The sequence below is a fragment of the Rhizobium sp. ERR 942 genome (genome assembly GCF_007828395.1).
GTDB lineage: Bacteria > Pseudomonadota > Alphaproteobacteria > Rhizobiales > Rhizobiaceae > Rhizobium > Rhizobium dioscoreae.
In genome coordinates, this window is the sequence record NZ_VIUA01000015.1 from 1 (window position 1) to 16030 (window position 16030).

General features: G+C 58.5%; 15 protein-coding genes and 2 pseudogenes. 8 read left to right on the top strand and 9 right to left on the bottom strand.

All coding sequences use genetic code 11. The annotated features are described in order from the left end of the window. Positions 1–170: 170 nt before the first annotated feature. Positions 171–908 carry a hypothetical protein gene (locus tag FBZ97_RS33030; RefSeq protein ID WP_145324425.1) on the top strand — a complete coding sequence of 246 codons (738 nt, stop codon included), beginning with the start codon at positions 171–173 and terminating at the stop codon, positions 906–908. Positions 909–914: 6 nt separating this feature from the next. Here FBZ97_RS33030 and FBZ97_RS33035 read toward each other — a convergent pair whose 3' ends face one another. Together FBZ97_RS33035 and FBZ97_RS33040 are read right to left on the bottom strand one after the other, a co-directional pair. Further along, positions 915–2336, bottom strand: coding sequence for an ISNCY family transposase (locus FBZ97_RS33035; RefSeq protein ID WP_145324423.1), 1422 nt, complete (start codon positions 2334–2336; stop codon positions 915–917). Between the two features lie 227 nt (positions 2337–2563). Continuing rightward, a complete protein-coding gene (locus FBZ97_RS33040; protein ID WP_145324421.1) occupies positions 2564–2743 on the bottom strand; it encodes a hypothetical protein in 180 nt (59 codons plus the stop codon). Between the two features lie 238 nt (positions 2744–2981). Here FBZ97_RS33040 and FBZ97_RS33045 point away from each other — a divergent pair, with 238 nt between their 5' ends. Together FBZ97_RS33045 and FBZ97_RS33050 are read left to right on the top strand one after the other, a co-directional pair. Continuing rightward, positions 2982–3296, top strand: a complete 315-nt coding sequence (locus FBZ97_RS33045) for a helix-turn-helix domain-containing protein (RefSeq protein WP_246661935.1) — start codon at positions 2982–2984, stop codon at positions 3294–3296. Between the two features lie 47 nt (positions 3297–3343). Then, complete coding sequence (locus FBZ97_RS33050; RefSeq protein WP_197044240.1) at positions 3344–3583, top strand: hypothetical protein; 240 nt, start codon at positions 3344–3346, stop codon at positions 3581–3583. A gap of 13 nt (positions 3584–3596) precedes the next feature. Here the strand turns inward: FBZ97_RS33050 and FBZ97_RS33055 are convergent, their stop codons facing one another. Beyond that, the gene (locus tag FBZ97_RS33055) at positions 3597–4682 is read right to left on the bottom strand and encodes a zinc-binding dehydrogenase (RefSeq protein ID WP_145324417.1); all 1086 of its coding nucleotides are present in this window, start codon (positions 4680–4682) and stop codon (positions 3597–3599) included. 103 nt (positions 4683–4785) lie between these two features. On the opposite strand from FBZ97_RS33055, the gene FBZ97_RS33060 reads away from it, so the two are divergent. Further along, positions 4786–5556 (top strand): helix-turn-helix transcriptional regulator, encoded by a 771-nt coding sequence (locus tag FBZ97_RS33060; protein WP_145324415.1) that lies wholly within the window; start codon positions 4786–4788, stop codon positions 5554–5556. Between the two features lie 689 nt (positions 5557–6245). On the opposite strand, the gene FBZ97_RS33070 is transcribed toward FBZ97_RS33060, so the two are convergent. Continuing rightward, a complete protein-coding gene (locus tag FBZ97_RS33070; RefSeq protein WP_145324413.1) occupies positions 6246–7172 on the bottom strand; it encodes an alpha/beta hydrolase in 927 nt (308 codons plus the stop codon). A 127-nt stretch (positions 7173–7299) separates the two neighbouring features. Here FBZ97_RS33070 and FBZ97_RS33075 point away from each other — a divergent pair, with 127 nt between their 5' ends. After that, positions 7300–8199 (top strand): LysR family transcriptional regulator, encoded by a 900-nt coding sequence (locus tag FBZ97_RS33075; RefSeq protein ID WP_145324411.1) that lies wholly within the window; start codon positions 7300–7302, stop codon positions 8197–8199. 223 nt (positions 8200–8422) lie between these two features. Then, positions 8423–8617: pseudogene (locus tag FBZ97_RS33080) on the top strand (IS6 family transposase); the annotation flags it as partial. 527 nt (positions 8618–9144) lie between these two features. Here the strand turns inward: FBZ97_RS33080 and FBZ97_RS33085 are convergent. The 4 genes from FBZ97_RS33085 to FBZ97_RS33100 all read right to left on the bottom strand — a co-directional run bounded on the left by FBZ97_RS33085 (position 9145) and on the right by FBZ97_RS33100 (position 14369). After that, positions 9145–10926 carry a methyl-accepting chemotaxis protein gene (locus tag FBZ97_RS33085; RefSeq protein ID WP_348642397.1) on the bottom strand — a complete coding sequence of 594 codons (1782 nt, stop codon included), beginning with the start codon at positions 10924–10926 and terminating at the stop codon, positions 9145–9147. 448 nt (positions 10927–11374) lie between these two features. Next, positions 11375–11722: a metalloregulator ArsR/SmtB family transcription factor gene (locus FBZ97_RS33090; protein WP_186449590.1), complete on the bottom strand. Its 348-nt coding sequence runs from the start codon at positions 11720–11722 to the stop codon at positions 11375–11377. Positions 11723–11952: 230 nt separating this feature from the next. Beyond that, complete coding sequence (locus tag FBZ97_RS33095) at positions 11953–12429, bottom strand: chemotaxis protein CheW (RefSeq protein ID WP_145324407.1); 477 nt, start codon at positions 12427–12429, stop codon at positions 11953–11955. Then, positions 12429–14369, bottom strand: coding sequence for a methyl-accepting chemotaxis protein (locus FBZ97_RS33100; RefSeq protein WP_186449593.1), 1941 nt, complete (start codon positions 14367–14369; stop codon positions 12429–12431). Before FBZ97_RS33100 ends, FBZ97_RS33095 begins: the two co-directional genes overlap by 1 nt. 444 nt (positions 14370–14813) lie before the next feature. Between FBZ97_RS33100 and FBZ97_RS33105 the strand changes: the two genes are divergently transcribed. Then, positions 14814–15119 (top strand): cytochrome P450, encoded by a 306-nt coding sequence (locus FBZ97_RS33105; RefSeq protein ID WP_145324432.1) that lies wholly within the window; start codon positions 14814–14816, stop codon positions 15117–15119. 199 nt (positions 15120–15318) lie between these two features. Continuing rightward, on the top strand, positions 15319–15609 hold the full coding sequence (locus FBZ97_RS33110; protein ID WP_145324403.1) for a hypothetical protein: 291 nt from the start codon (positions 15319–15321) through the stop codon (positions 15607–15609). Positions 15610–15811: 202 nt separating this feature from the next. Here FBZ97_RS33110 and FBZ97_RS34950 read toward each other — a convergent pair. After that, positions 15812–16017, bottom strand: a pseudogene (locus FBZ97_RS34950) (flavin reductase family protein); the annotation flags it as partial. Positions 16018–16030 lie beyond the last annotated feature (13 nt).

Below are 16030 nucleotides of genomic sequence, written 5' to 3' on the forward strand. Positions count from 1 at the left end.
GCAAGGTGGCTCAGACCATGGGTTCGATACAAAATCGAAAAGGCAAGCTATGAAACTATGATTGAACTTGACGGCGAAATCCTCATGTGAGCTTTCTCAGTAGCAATTCTTCTATCGCCGGCTGATACTCGTTTGCACCGCATGGGGCGAGTAGGGATCAAAGCGCAACGATGCTTCCGGAAATCAAGTTGCAGGGTGACGTCGATGTCGCCGCGCTGTCGCCACTTATTCGCGGCATGCTTCTTGCGGTTGCCTATGCTGACGGTGAGGGTGGCATAGGATTGACGGCGACCGGCGCCATGAACCGCAGGTTCGTGCATTGGGCCGCCGTGAACTTCCTCTGGCCAGGGTTCACAGCCGAAGACCTCTACAGCATGAACAAAGTGCTGAACGAAAGCGACATGCCGCCGCTCTGGGTCGTGCGCGACATGACCCGTCATCTGAAGCTGCTTCGCCGGAAAAAGGATGTGCTGCTGCCAACCAGACGTGGCCGCGAGTGCCTGATGAGTCCGCAAGCCTTCTTCGATCGCGTCGCCACGGATTATCTCTATTCCTATGTCCACGCCACCGAGCGCAAAGAAGAGGTCCAAGCTCGGTTACGTTGGTGGCGCATGTTCCTCAATCTTCTCAATATCAAGGCGAGAGAGGGCTGCACGCCATTGGAGGTCGTGAAGATCCTCTATCCGGACATGGCACCTCTGTCCGACACCGAAATGACCCTGGAAGCCTGGGAGCTAAAATCCGATCTCCAATATGGTGTCCTTCGGCGCCTGTGCTGGCTGGGCCTGCTTTATGAGGCACGAGAAGGGCTCACGCTTCTTCAAGACGGAGCCTTCCACAAGACGCCGCTTTGGTCCGCCTGCCTGCAGCTGGAATCAGATACACAAAGCGACATCGGCGTGCACTGACGATCTTTATTCCGCCGTTGGTTGCCGCAACAACGCTTTCTCTCGCCGCGCAATCACCGCCGGATCGTTCATGTAATCTGTCCTCGGCTTGCGGCCTCGCTTCTGATAGCCGTTGGCTGTGCTGCCGTCCCGAATGCCGAACATATGATCCGTCTGTCCGGTGCGGCGAGGGCCGCTCTTGCTCCGCTGCTGTTGTCGTCCAGCCTGCATCTCGGCGACGATTGAGAGCATGTCGTCCAGACGCTTGTTGTCGACGACTTCCGGCCGATGGACCGACCGCAGCTTGTCAAAGGTTCTGTAGGGTAGGGCAAAGCTCTCGTGCATGATCTCGAGGCGACCGTCCGGATAATCGCAAACAATCACCTTTTGGCCGGCCAAGGGTCTGGAAACGTCGGTCGGATCGAGAATGAATAGCACCTTGTCGTAGCGTAGCGTCAAAGCCTGCGACAGCGTGCGGACTTCCTTGCGGCACATGGCGCCATCAAGGTTCTCGTGATCGGCCAACGGCCGGTGCATGTCCTTCGGATTGCGCGGCTGTTTGCCGAAACGTGCGTTGAAATCCGTAATGAACTCAGCCGCATAGCCGTTGGCTTCCTCGATCGTGTCGATGCCGCGAAGCCGCATCTCCTTGACCAGCCGATCCTGCAATGTCTGGTTCGCACGTTCCACACGGCCTTTGGCCTGCGGGGTATTGGCACAGATGATGTCGATGTTCAGCTCATAAAGCGCCCGGCCGAATTGTGTCAGGCCGCTCGTCCGGTCCTTCTCCGACGCATGGGTCGAACGAAAGACGCCGTGCTTGTCACTGTAGAAGGCCAGCGGTTTGCCCCATTGCTGCAGATAAGCCTTCGTCGCATGCAGATAGTCGAACGTATTCTCCGAGCCAGCAAAGCGAAGATGTAAGAGCTTTCCAGTGGCATCGTCGATATAGACGAGTAGGGCGCATTTGGGGCCGCGGTTCTCGAACCAACAATGATGAGACCCATCGATCTGCACCAGTTCGCCAAAGCAATCACGTCGGCCGCGTGGCTGGAAAATCCGTTTTTTGCGTTCTCTGCGCGAGACCCAGATACCAGCCTCCGTCATCCATTGTCGCAGCGTCTCCTTGGCGACAGAGATCCGATGCAGCTCGATCAGCTTCTCACGTGCCAGCGTCGGACCGAAATCCAGATAGCGTTCGCGGATCAGATCCAGCGCCGCATTGCGAAACGCCTCGCTATGGCGCCGGTTGCTCGGGCGCGATCGCTTCTTGGAAACAAGGCCAGCCGGACCATCCCGGTCATAGGCCTGCAGCAGCCGATGGACCTGACTTCGACTGAGGTCGAGCTGTTCGGCAGCCTGGGCAACGCCCAGGCGTTCGTCGCGGATCTTCTGGATGAGTTCGAGGCGATGCAATTCTTTCTGCGACATGGTGATCATAAAGGCCATGACGACTCCGACCGCTCATGGTCTCGACCAGGCTGAAGGTCGTCATCCTTGCTCCCGACGTTGGCTTTGACCAGTGCGTCGAGAGGCAAGACTGTCGCATCTCTAACTGGCCCAACTGTCGCATTACTAAATAGCCGCTACAGGCCTTGGTGTGGTAATCCAGTTTATGGAACTTTCGGCCCACTGACACCGACGCAATCGACAACCGACACTCCGAGTCTCGTTGGTCAAATTTTGGTGGTCCCCATATCACGCAGAAGCTTCACCAACATGCGTCCCGCGTCCTTTCGGTAATCCTGGTGGATTTTCTGCGCCACTTCCGGCTGCGCCGTCGCGATGGCCTCCACCAAAGCCTGGTGCTCCCGGTTGGAATTGACCGGCTTTGGCCGCATTCTGAGCGTCAGCATGCGGGCCCGGTGTTACTGCTCCCAAAGCTGCGAGACCATGTTGATCAACCGCCGGTTTCGGCTGTATTAGACAAGGCGGGGATGGAATATCTCATCGGCTGCCGCCCAACCAATGAGCTCATTCCGCTCGAGCGCACGTCCATAGCATGCACGGCCTCGTCGAGCGTTTTCTTCTCCTGGTTGTGCATGCCTCGCTCGGCACGATATAGGCGGCCTCCCCTTCCAAGGCCGTCAGCACTTGGTAAATCTCTACAAATGGACGGTATTGATCGTCCGCGTGCTTGGGCGTGGGCCATGGCGCTTGAATACGCTTCGCCGCGAAGTGGGTGAGATCAGCCAGAAGGCGCTTGTCTCCACTCTGCGCGATCTGAAAGAGAACGGGCTCGTTTCGCGGACGGTCACGCCAGTCGACCCGCCCCAGGTCGAATACGCGCTCACCGACCTTGGTCGCGATTTCCTGCGTCCGATCCGGGGACTTGCAGAGTGGGTGCTTGAGAACGGCGCCCGTATCGAGGCGGCTCGCGCTGAGTACGCCACCCGCGCTTCAGGTTGAATGATGCGACAGGCGTCACGCCGCCACTAACAGCATCGAAGGCAATTATGATGGCGGAGCTAGCCGCCGTCGCCTCAGACGTGATGGGACGTGAGGTGCGACACATCACCATTTCCGATGAGGAATGGAGCCGAGCGAAGATCGCAGCAGGTATGCCCGCCATTTATGCCGAGATGCTGTTGGGCACGTTCCTGGCGACTTCGCCACCACCACCGATCCCGCGCTGGAGACGCTGCTCGGGCGCACGCACGGCGATGCGCGACGTGCTCAGCGCGTCTGGACTATGAAATCCATGGCAGGCTACGGCGCCGGTCGCAAGACAGTGAGTTTGAAGGGACCGGCGTTGGCCGCCGCGTGCGCGACGGCTTTATTTGCGTCCTCAAGGGCGAATTCCGTCACAGCATAGTGATCGAGATCGAGAAGGCCGCCGCGGATGAGGCCGACCATTCCCGTGACGGCTTCCGGCCGGTACATCCATTGGCCCAGGAGCGCGATGTTGTTGCGCATGATCCAGGGATAGGGAAGGGCAAGATCTTCGCCGCCCAACATGCCGACGCCCCCCATCAGCACGGCGCGGCCATACGGCCTGACCGTCATGATCGCCGCGCGTGCGACACTCGCCGGGACGGAGGGAGGCAGAAAGTCGAGCACTGCGTCGATCGGAGCTGGGGAAGTCCGCCTCATTGCCTCGCTGTCGCGATTCGCATTGCCGGAGAGTTGCATCGGCACGAGCCGATCACCGAACCGGCGCTTCAGATCGTCGAGGATAGCTTCGTTCCGACCCGGAGCGATTACCGAGCGGGCGCCCATCGCCAGTGCCACGGCGACGGTGGCACTGCCGAAGTTGCCCGTAGCGCCGCTTACCAGCAGCGTCTCGCCCGCCTTGAAATCCATCGCGAGCAGGCCGCCATAGGCGATCAGCAGCGTGTTGATCGCGCACCAGCGGCCAGCTTCGGCGGGATCAAGCTCGCCGATAGGAATGGCGTTTTCGGTCGGTATGCGGATGCGCTCAGCGAAGGGACCGTCCCGGAAATACTCCTGGAGTTTCTCCCCGCCATCTCCCCGGGCGCTCCAGCCCTGAAGCGTGATATCGGGCATCACGGCATTGTCGCGTGAGCGCACGGTCGGGTCGCAGAACACCCAATCGCCGATCTTCAATCGCGTGGCATCCGGCCCGACTTCTTTCACTCTCCCGATCGCCCCGCAGCCAGGCACGACCGGCGTCGGGAGCAGATATTTTCGTGCGCCACTAAACACCTCGTCGGCATAGGACAGGACCGGCGCCGCCGCCACATCTACGATGACCTCACCCGTGCCGAGCTCCGGATCGGCGACGTCCTCGATCACCAGCGGTGATCCGAATTCTTTCAAAATTGCTGCTTTCATGACGGGTCTCCACATTGTGGTGTTGACAGACTGCGTCTTCGAAGAAACTTGACCAGAGCTGGTATGATACTAGTATCCATGGCTACTACGCTGGAGATGCGGCATGGAGGCCAATCAGGAACTGGCAGATTTTCTGCGCTCGCGCCGGTCGCGGCTCCGGCCCGACGGTATTGCGCTTGCCGCCCATCGTCGCCGACGAACGCCGGGACTTCGGCGCGAGGATGTGGCCCAGCGCGCCGGTATCAGCGTCGAATGGTATGTGAAGCTGGAGCAGGGCCGCGCCGTCTCGCCGTCAGACGAGACACTCGATGCCTTGGGTCGTGCCCTCGAGCTCGATGCAGTCGAGCAGGCGCATCTGCGTTCGCTCGTGAGGAAGGCGAAAGGTCCACCCTTCACCCGCGAGGTCGTGCCGGCATCGATCCGGCGTCTCGTCGAAAGCCTATCGCAACCGGCCTATGTTACGGGCCAGCGGTGGGACATCTTGGCTTGGAACGCTGCGGCCGTAGAACTCTTTGACGATTTCGCGCAAATATCAGTCAAGAGTCGCAACATCCTGCTGTTCGTGCTCACCGATCCGAAGGCGCGACGCCTGTTCGGCACTGGCTGGGCGAAGGAGGCCAAGCGCATGGTGTCGCTCTTTCGCGTGGCGCATGATCTCTGGGCCGGCGACGCAGCCTTCGCTGCACTGGTAGAGCGGCTGCGAACGGGGTGCCCCGAGTTTGATAGCTGGTGGCGGCCCCACGATGTCGGCGCGCCGCTGTCCGGCGCCAAGATACTGTATCATCCGGTGCGTGGGCCACTGCAATTTGAATATGCCACCTTCCAGGCCAATGACGATCCGCGGCTGAAGCTGGCCATCTATCTCGAACGCTGACCGCCATGGCATCGGCATGCGGGCTGGTCGGACAGCTTCATATTCCATCGCCGGCATCCCAACGATCGCCGTGAGGGGCCTGCGAGATAGACTTCGAATGGTGATCCTTTTTTCCGTTACGCTCGCGACTGGACGAGAACGGGGAGCTGACACTGGACGAGCCGTGCCTGGAGCTCGCCGGACGCGGTGTCATCGTGCATCGCTCCAATGTCGCTCGTCTTCTGCATCGGCTTGGGCTCAGTCATAAAAAAAGCCTGCGGGCAAGCGAGCATCAGCGTCCACAGATCGCGCGGGCGCGTGAGTTGTGGATCGGACGGCGCCGGCGCTTCTTCAACAAGGCATTGGCGCGCCTCATCTTTATCGATGAGACATCGACCAATACGCAGCTGTCCAAGCGCTCAGGATGATCGCAAAGGGGCCGACGCTGATGAAGATGGCACTATGTCTACGCCATAACACCTGTAACGCGCTATGGCTCGGTTGTACCGGCAGCCTCGCCGATGACGCCGCCGACCAGCCGGCCTGGAAGGACGGTCGGCCCATCCTGCGCGGCGATCGCTTCGCGGGTAGCGGTGACATCGTCGCCGAGCGAGGTCCGCGGTGATGACCCTGTCCCAGTCGGAGGCGTCCACAAAAGTGCTATAAATGAGCACGGCAGTCCGAGCCGGTTGGCCTGAAGCGGCGAGGCCTTAGCTCCGGTGAGCGACGATGAAGCTCGCAGCGTCGTCGAGGGCACGCCGGGCGCTGGGCAAGGCGTTCACCGACGACTGGAAGACGTGGTGCAGGCCCTCGAACACGTCGAGCCGCACCTCGCCGCCGCGCATGGCCGCGGCCTTCGCATATCGGCGCGAGTCGTCCAGCAGGAGCTCATCCTCGCCGACTTGGATAAGGATAGGCGGCAGGTTCTGGGGAATCTCATAGAGCGGCGAGGCGCGGCCATCCGTCGGGACCGCGCCCGCCAGGTAAGCGTCGGCACCGCTCCGCAGGATCTCCCGCGTGAGGATGGGATCTTGGGTTTGTGGATCGATGAACGACGGGCCGGTGAAAGCTAGGTCGAGCCAGGGCGAGAAGGCCACCACCGAAGCAACGTTCGGCGCGTCCGGCCCGCAGAGGGTCAAGGCCGCCATTATCAGCGCGCCGCCGGCGGAATCGCCAGCTAAGGACACTTCGGTGACGCCCTGAGCGGCGAGCCAGCGCAGCGCAGCCGCCGCGGCGTTCGGAGCCGCGGGAAAAGGATGTTCGGGCGCCAGTGGGTAGTCGAGGACAAAGACGGCGACGCCCGCGCGGACCGCGAGCTGGCTTGCCAGGCCACGATAGGCGTGCGCCGACCCCAACATGTACACCCCTCCGTGGATGAGCAGGATGACCCGGTTCGCCGGTGCATTGGCCGGACGCACCCACACACCCGAAACGCTGTCCTGTTCTACGTGTTCTGTCACGACGTCGTCTTCGATCGGCGTCCAGCCGTGCATGGCGGCGTAGGTCTCGCGCGGAGTGCCGGTGGAGGTGTGGAAGTGGTCAACGATTTTCGCCACGACGCCTTTTTCCAGCTCACGTTCGGCGGCAGAAATCGGATGGCGGATCTGGGTGAAGTTGGGGTGGTCGGCGTTGGTCATGGATCTGATCTCTGGAGGGGGCGCGTGAGCCGTGTGAATGAACACAGTCCTTTTATCAATTCCGGAACATTGCAATAAGGAGGACGAAAGAATAGCATCAATTCCCGTCTGGAATTGGTGAGGCGCCATGGACAGGTTGGATGCGATCAGGCTTTTTATTCGGACGGTGGAGAACGGCAGCTTTTCGAGCGTGGCGCGCGAGGCGGGCGTCGGCCAACCTGCGGTCAGCAAACAGATCGCTGCGCTTGAGGCCTACTTGGGCGCCCAACTTATGCGTCGCACATCCCGCAAAATGACACTGACCGGCGCTGGCCAAAGCTTTTATGAAGCGGCTGTGCGCCTGATTGAGGACTTTGACGAGATCAAGTCGTCGATAGGCAAGGAGCAGATCGCTTCGTTGGGTCTGGTTCGAGTGACAGCGGCACCGGTCTTCGGCCGGCTCTACATTACGCCGAAGCTCCCGGATTTCTTTGCTATCTATCCCGGGATTTCTGTGGAGCTTTCAGCCACGGATCGCACCGTAAATCTGGTGGAGGAAGGTGTGGATCTGGCGATCCGAATAGGCGACCTCACCGACTCGTCGATGACCGCGCGCCGTGTCGCCTCAACGCCGATCTTGACCCTCGCGACGCCGGCCTATCTGGATGCGCGGGGGGCACCCACGATGCCCGACGATCTCCAGCAGCATTCGTGCATCGTTTTCGACGTGAGGCAGGAGCCCCGCCTCTGGACCTTCACCAAGGAGGGCCGCACCTCGTTCCATCATCCAGTAGGGCGTTTCAGAACTGCCGATCCCGAGCAACTGCGAGCTGCGGTTTTCGCCCACTTGGGGCTTACCCAGGCGCCGCGCTACCTATTCGCCGATGCGATCCTTGCGGGCAAAGTACAAGTTGTGCTGGAGGACTACGACCAAGGAATTTTGGCCATCAGCGCAGTCCATCCGGCCGGTCGGCGGTTGCCGACAAGAACACGGGCCTTCATCGAATTCCTAGCGGATGGATTCGCGAACGATCCGGCCTTCGCATGAGCCTAAACGTGACGTGCTGCAGGTGAAAATCCAGGGCCAAGCCGCCGGGCTGTTTTCTATCGCAGCTCTGACGGCCAGCACCACGGTCGCCAGCGGGCCGCACAGCAGCATTCGGTAGCCGTCGAAGGCCAGGGGTAGAATGGAGGTCATACCCGACCGAGAAGCCGACGCGGTGGCGTCGCCTTAAGCGTCTAGTTGGGATCGAGTTGATATTCGGATTGTCATGACCGAAGCCTCGCCCACCCGCTACCGACGCCACTGCTTTCCCACTGAGATCATTGCCTATGCGGTATGGCTCTATTTTCTGTTCCCGCTCAGTCTCCGCGATGTCGAAGATCTGTTGATGGCTGAGCGCGGCATCGACGTCTCATTCCAGACAGTCTCCGAATGGGCGGCGAAATTCGGCTCAAAATTCTCATCGCCAGCTTCGCGCCAACGCAATCAGCATCTGGCGGGAAATCGCTTTGTCGATTCACGCCTGAATTTCAGGCCGAGGATACTAACGCGTCCCAAGCCCGGTTAAGGCGACGCCACCTATCCGACTGACGTGGGCTCAGCATCGCGTTGGGCGAGATTTTTAGGTCTGGCTCATTCGCCCGCGGGGCTCGGCGGGGAGTTCACGGAAGCGGATCGATTGCCCTGGATTGCGCCTTCACAACGTTCAGCACGGCGGACGCCGTTCTTCCTGCGCGCATTCTGGAACCTCAAATCCTGTTCAGCATACTGACGAGACTATCGAGAAACTTGGCGACTTCCCTTAGTCGATAACCCCGTTGCGCGTCGACCGTTGTTGCTGGAAGGCTATCGGTTTGGCGGGCCTTCATCTATGCATCCGCCTCGCTACGAGTTGCCGAGCGCGCCGACGCTGAGCTTCGCGTGGCGGAGGCGGCTGGTAAGCGGAAAGCGCGTGGCCGTAAAGCCGCCGTCTCAGGACGAGCGAGTTTGTCAGAAATCCTCCCATCCCTGGGGCTGAAGGGCTGCATTGCCCGCACTAGCACGGCGGCGAGTTCGCGCTTGGCGCCCAGGCGCGGTATCTTGACGCCACGATATGGCCGGAGCGGCCGTAGCCACGGACGGCCGGGAGTTATCCCGCAGTTGAAATTGCGCCACCATTTCCCGCAGCTTCGCCGTCTCCTTGGCGAGCGTCGCGCTGGCGGCGGTCGATTCCTCGACCATTGCAGCGTTTTGTTGCGTGGTCTGGTCCATCTGGTTGACGGCGGTGTTCACTTCCGCGAGACCCGTCGCCTGCTCTTTCGCCGAGCTGGCGATTGCCTGCATATGGTCGTTGATGGACACGATCTGCTGCTGGATGATCTTGAGCGCCGACCCGGTTTCGCTGACAAGTTTCACACCCTTTGCAACTTCTTCCGACGAATTGCGAATGAGTTCCTTGATTTCCTTGGCCGCCTGCGCCGAGCGCTGGGCTAGCTCACGAACTTCCTGTGCAACAACCGCAAAGCCTTTGCCCGCATCACCTGCACGCGCGGCCTCAACACCAGCATTCAAAGCCAGCAGATTGGTCTGGAATGCAATCTCATCGATAACCGCGATGATATTTGAGACCTGGCTCGAGGAACGCTCGATTCCGGCCATCGCCTCGACCGCTTCGGCGACGATCCTGCCGGAGCGGGCTGCGCTCTCGTCGGCGGTCTGAGTTGCAGACCGAGCTTCTTCGGCGCGGCGCGACGCATTGGTGACGTTGGCGGTGATTTCGTCGAGCGCGGCGGCGGTTTCCTCAAGGGAGGCAGCCTGCTGTTCCGTTCGCCGGGATAGATCGTTCGCGCTGTGACTGATTTCGCGAGAATTGCTTTCGAGAAGATCGCTCGATTGTGAAACGCCACTCAAGGTGCCGTTCAGCTGTGCAAGCGCGGCATTGAGGTTACTCCGCAAAAGCTCGAAATCGGGTGCAAACGGGTTCGTCAGCTCAAATGAAAGATCCCCCGCCGCCATCCTGGTCAAGGCATCGCCGATGGTGTCGACCGCATGAACACGTTCCGTCACCACGGTTGCGAATTTCACGACTTTAGCCACGCGTCCTTTCTCGTCCAGCACCGGATTATAGGATGCATTGATCACCACCCGCTTTCCGCGCTTGCCTAGACGTACGAATTCAGCCGCTTGTACCTTGCCGGCGCGCAATTGGGTCCAGAAATCCTGGTACTCCTGCGAGGCTGCATAATCGGGATCGACAAACATGCGATGATGCTGACCCTTGATCTCATCGAAATGGTAATCAAGGGCGTCGAGGAAGTTCTGGTTGGCCGACAGGACTTCCCCATCGGGCGTAAAGGCAATTATGGCCTGCACACGACTGATTGCCTCCATCTGAGCCTGATAATCAAGATTCTGCAGGCGCGCCCTTGCGTCTGCCCATTCGACCACAAATCCGGCAACGGCTTGGCCCTGCTTTAGCGGCGTTACGATAAGATCAAAGCTGTGGTGCCCCACCGAGATGGTGGCGCGATGCTGGATTGTGAGCTTTGACAGCATGCCGCGCTGGTGGGACGGGTTCTTATGAAAGATATCGATGTTGGATCCGACAAGCTTGTCGACGTCGAACCGCGGCAACTCCTTCTTGAGATCGCTCTCGGCCTGCTTCAGCAGCTGGCGGGTCGCATCGTTCATATAAGTGATGTTGAGCTTGGCGTCGGCGATCATGATATTGGCGCTGATTGTATCGAGCGCTCGCAGCTTCGCCTTCTCATTATTGTCGAAGAATCCCAGCACGAAAATAGCTCCCCTTCATAAAATCTAGTGGCGGAAATTGGTAAGGCGACAATGTCGAGCGGATTCTCGATCGAGAAAATTGTTATAAGCCAGTAAAACTCTAGTCTTCCTTGGATAAAAAATTGTTAAAGGCGCACAAGCGCGGGATGTAATATGGATAATATTTATTATTTAGTGCTGACACTTAATTGCATACAGCGCAAAGATGCCGCAATGCATTAAAGGCGCTGCTATCGGGCCGAAAGACTTCCGCAAATTATGGTTGTCTGACGTTGGCCAAAGTTTCTCGGGCTCGGCCTTGCCCAGAGGAGAAGCTAAGATCCGTTTCCGCCGGATCCCAGGGCGCTTGGCAACGACGATGCCCACAACCAAACGGCATTTCGCAGCGGCTCTCAATTCCCTGCGCAACTCTCACCGGCCATCAGAACAGGAGATCACCTGTTAGGCGTCATTTTCGATCTAGATTGCTCGAATGGCGGCCAATGGGAGCTCCTCCACCGGCACCATGAATGTCCCCTAGTGCCACAAGCAGCCTTTCCGCATCCTGTGATGCAAGACGATAAAAGATCATCTGATGCACCCTGCGCGTTTTCACGACGCCCTGCTCGCGGAGCCGTGCCAAGTGTTGCGAGATGACCGACTGACTCAAGCCACAAATCTCGCAAAGCTCACCGACGTTAACTTCCCGCGTGCGAATGGCGTTCAGAATTAGAAGGCGAGCTGGATGCGAAAACGCACTCAGGAGGCCAGCATGCATTTCGGCACGTGCCTTCCCCCCATTTCTCGTAGAATACATGGCTGAGCCTCCACGGCAAAACAGGAGAAATACATACAAGATTTCGTCTTGCCCCGCTACGGCAAAGGCGCAGCGGCGAATTGGTCGTTAACGGAGCGTGACGGGCGTTCGTAATCATCAAGCAATTCACGTCCGACATGATCAGTATGATACGCCGGCAATTCTTAGATAGCGGGGCTTATAGGCTGCCGACCGCATATACGACATCGCGGCCGGCCTTACGCCCAAGTCTAGGCGACATCCTCCCATGCCTCGGCCGCGTTTGAGGCGAAGATCCCATCGAGATTGAGGAAGCAGATCATGTCTTTGCCTCGAGCGAAAATACCCTCTGCGCAGCCGGATGTCGAAAGTCCGGCTGCTATTGGCACAGGCTGGAGGTCGGATGTCGATACCGTCAAAATATCGGAGACTCGGTCGACCATAAGGCCAATGGTCCTACCCCGGACATGGGTGACGACAATGGCACTGCGTTCGGTCGTTTGTGCCGGCGGCATCCCGAGCTTGACCGCAAGGTCCACGATCGGAATGACTGAGCCGCGCAGGTTCATCACGCCCATGACCTCCGGTGGAGTATGAGGTAGCGGCGTAACGGGCCCCCAGCCGCGAATTTCTCGTATGGAGACGGTACGCACGCAGAACTGCTGATCATGCAGCATGAACGCGATAATCTCCAGAAGCTGGTCATCGGATCTGAGTGAGGTGTCCATTAGAATTCCTCCCATTCTCTGCTTTTAGCATCGATGGCTGCATTGCCGGAGAAAGCCGAAGCTATCTTGCGTCCGAGCGCCTTGACAGGAGAGCCGATCGGCTTGTCATGCGGGGAGGCCATGCGGACAGATATTGCCTGTTGAGGAGTCGCCTCACCGAGGCTGAACTGGCCAAGCAATTGATTGAGCGATATGACCTCCTTTGCCAAGCTGTGGCTTGCGGCTGTCGTCTCTTCGACCATTGCGGCGTTCTTCTGTGTATCCTGGTCCATCTGATTGACAGCCGTGTTGATCTGCTGAAGCCCGGAAGACTGCTCCTGGGCCGATTCCACGATCGCCGACACGTGGCGATTGATTTCCTGTACCTCGGCCACGATCGTCTCAAGAGCCTTGCCGGTATCGCCGACCAGCTGCACACCCTGCTGAACCTGAGCATTGGAGGTGGTAATCAATGCCTTGATTTCCTTCGCCGCATGGGCGGATCGTTGGGCAAGTTCGCGGACCTCTTGCGCGACGACGGCAAAGCCCTTTCCGGCGTCACCTGCCCGCGCCGCCTCGACACCGGCATTCAACGCGAGAAGATTTGTCTGGAAAGCGATTTCGTCAATGACGCCGATGATGTTGGAAATTTCTCCAGACGATGTCTCGATCTGCTCCATGGCGGCAACGGCGCGGCGTACAACCTCCCCTGATTGCTCCGCTCCGGTCTTGGCGCGTGACACAAGCTGTCCCGCATCTTGGGCGCGCTGCGCGGAATTCTTGACGGTGGTTGTAATCTCCTCTAGCGCGGCGGCGGTCTGTTCTAGAGCCGCCGCCTGCTGCTCTGTTCGCTTGGCGAGATCGTCGGCGGCTGATTTTATTTCGTTGGCGCCGGCATCGATGCCGCGAGCGTTCTGGGCAACATTGCTCAACGCCACCTGCAGCTTGTCCGCTGAATTATTGAAGTCGTTGCGAACGCCATCGAGCGACGCCGCGAAGGGCTGGTGGATACGGTAGGAAACATCCCCCACCGAAAGTTTCGATAGACCGGAGGCGAGGTTATCGACGGCAAACTGCACGTCCGCGGCTTCTTGGGCCTTTTGTTTTTCCCGCTCGATGCGCTCGCGCTCGCTCATCGAGCGGTTGGCTTCAGTCTCCCGTTCCAAACGAACCCGCTCGATGGCATTCTCGCGGAACACTTCCACCGCTGCCGCCATCTCGCCTACCTCGTCTCCGCGCTCGATGTGGGGTATTTGGCTGTCGCGATCCCCCTCAGCGAGCCTCCGCATGGCAGTATTGATGTTCTTGATCGGCTTTACCACGAAGAAATAGATGAGCCACAAAGCTGTAAGCGACAACACGATCGTTAAGCCACAGCTGACATAATTGCTAAAGGCGGTGGTTTGTGCAGCTTGCTTGGCGTCCGTATTGCGCTTTTCAAGTAACCCTTGCTCGTCTGCCGCCATTTCAGTAACTTTGGCACGGATCGCGTCCATGTACTGCTTGCCAGCTCCTGATGCCTCCAGTGCGCGAGCCTGATCCTGCGAACCGGCGCTACGCATAAGAGCGATTTCTTTTTCCAAGACCTTTCCAGTCCAATCGGACACGAAGCCGTCCAGAGCGACAAGTCGGGACTGCTGAAGAGGATTGTCAGCGGTCAAAGCCTTAACGTCGCTTAGAGCCTGGCGATAGCTTGCTTGACCTGCCTTTTGAGGAGCCAGAAATGCATCGTCCCCAGCGATGAGATAGCCTCTGAGGCCAGTCTCCTGATTGACCATCGATGCCGTGATGCGATCCAGCGTCGACAGTACTTGGTAGGTATGTTCAGTAATGCCGACGGCTGCATTCTGTCGCGCCAAACCGCTCAGATTGATAGCGCAGGCAGCGATACTCAGCAGGATAAGCACGATGAACGCAACAGATATTTTAGTGACGATTTTGAGATTATTGAAGGCGGACAAGGTCAATCCTCTCGGTCCAGCGAAAGTCGAGCAAAGAACCGCCTTCATCGCGGCGCCGTGAGGTGAGCGGCCAGTGTTCCAGAGGATAAGAAGTGCATACGTCTAGCTTGCCGAAGGCGGAAAGCCTCCATGCTCGATTACTCACTACTACCCAATTTTGAGCTCGTGTATCTAAATTCGAACGTCTGGCTGACAGGGAGTTCTTTGCCATCATGGAAAGACCCTGTGGCTCGAATAGTCGAATAACTTCCTTTATTTTTTGATAATACCAAGAAATGTTTTTGTATTATAGGTTTTTATCGCGCAATGATCGAATATATTCGAAAGATACACTGAGAAGTATATATTAGATATTGGATAGATACACGCGCCGTTACTTATCGAGTAGTCCGCGGCCTATAGCCCCTGCTAAAGCCTGGGTCCTGAACGCGCGGCGATTATACCATCCCGGCCGGAACGGTGCTGATCGTACCGATCTACGCGGTGTATCACCAAACTTCTCTGTGGTCGGACCGCGAGGCGTTCAATTCGGATCGGTTCACTCCGGAGGCGGCCAAGGCTGGGCATCGATATGCATGCATGCCATTTGGAGCCGGGCCGAGGGTGTGCGTCGGCAATGCCTTCGCGGTTATGGAAGCCGTCGCCATTTTCGCTGTGCTGCTCCAGAAGGTCCGGCTTGGGGCGATTGCGCCTCAACCACCGAAGCCCATCATGAAAGTACATTGCGGCCCAATAGAGCGCTGCTCATGAAGCTCATGTTGCGCTAAAGCAGAGCCTCAGCAGGGGCAGCTCGCTTCTGATGCGAAACCAGACTTCGAAATTCACGAATGCCCGCCTCGTCAGGATGGTAAGGCTGGATATCCCGGTCATGGGCGTCCCAGCGCGGAATATATGCACTTCCCGACCCGTAGATGCCCACCTTAGCCAGTTTCCCGACCGGCGCTCAGTCGTGCAGTTCATCTTTCCCGACCAGCCGGCAGGCGAACGTCACTATTGGCTGATCGTGCGGCCGGGCTGCGACACCGACCTATGCCTCAGCGATCCGGGCTTTGCCGTCGACCTGTTCGTCGAAAGCCCGCTGAAAACGCTCACCAGCGTGTGGATGGGTTGGTCGCCGATCAGGCCTGCACTCGAAGGTAGCGAGATCTATGTTTCCGGCGACGCCGCATTGAAGGTCTCGATAGAGCACTGGCTAGTCTTGAGTAGCTTCGCCTCGCATGCGTGCGACGTGGCGGAGTGACTGCTCGCTTGAGTGGACGCCGTCCGAAAACAAGACTGGTTCACCTATTTAATATGAGCGAGCACCAGCGGCCCTTGTTCATAGAGGTTTTCATCAATATCGGCAGAACGCTAATCTTGCGAATTATGCTCTTGAAGAGATATGGACTATCGGCCCGGCTTCCGTTTGCCAGGCGGGAGGTTGGCTGTATCACAGGTATCAATCATAGCTTCGGAGTCAACATGTCGAAACGATCACGGATCGTCGAACATGTATCGCCGCCAAGGCGAGTGGTGGCATCGATACCGGCAGGATCGACATGCAGGTTCTCGTCGACAACTCCATCCCGATAATGAGCGAAGACTAGGTCTCCCGTGATGATCCGACGGGATCTGCTAGTTCGAACGTCGCGTGACGCCGACATTCAAAGTGGCAGGCGATG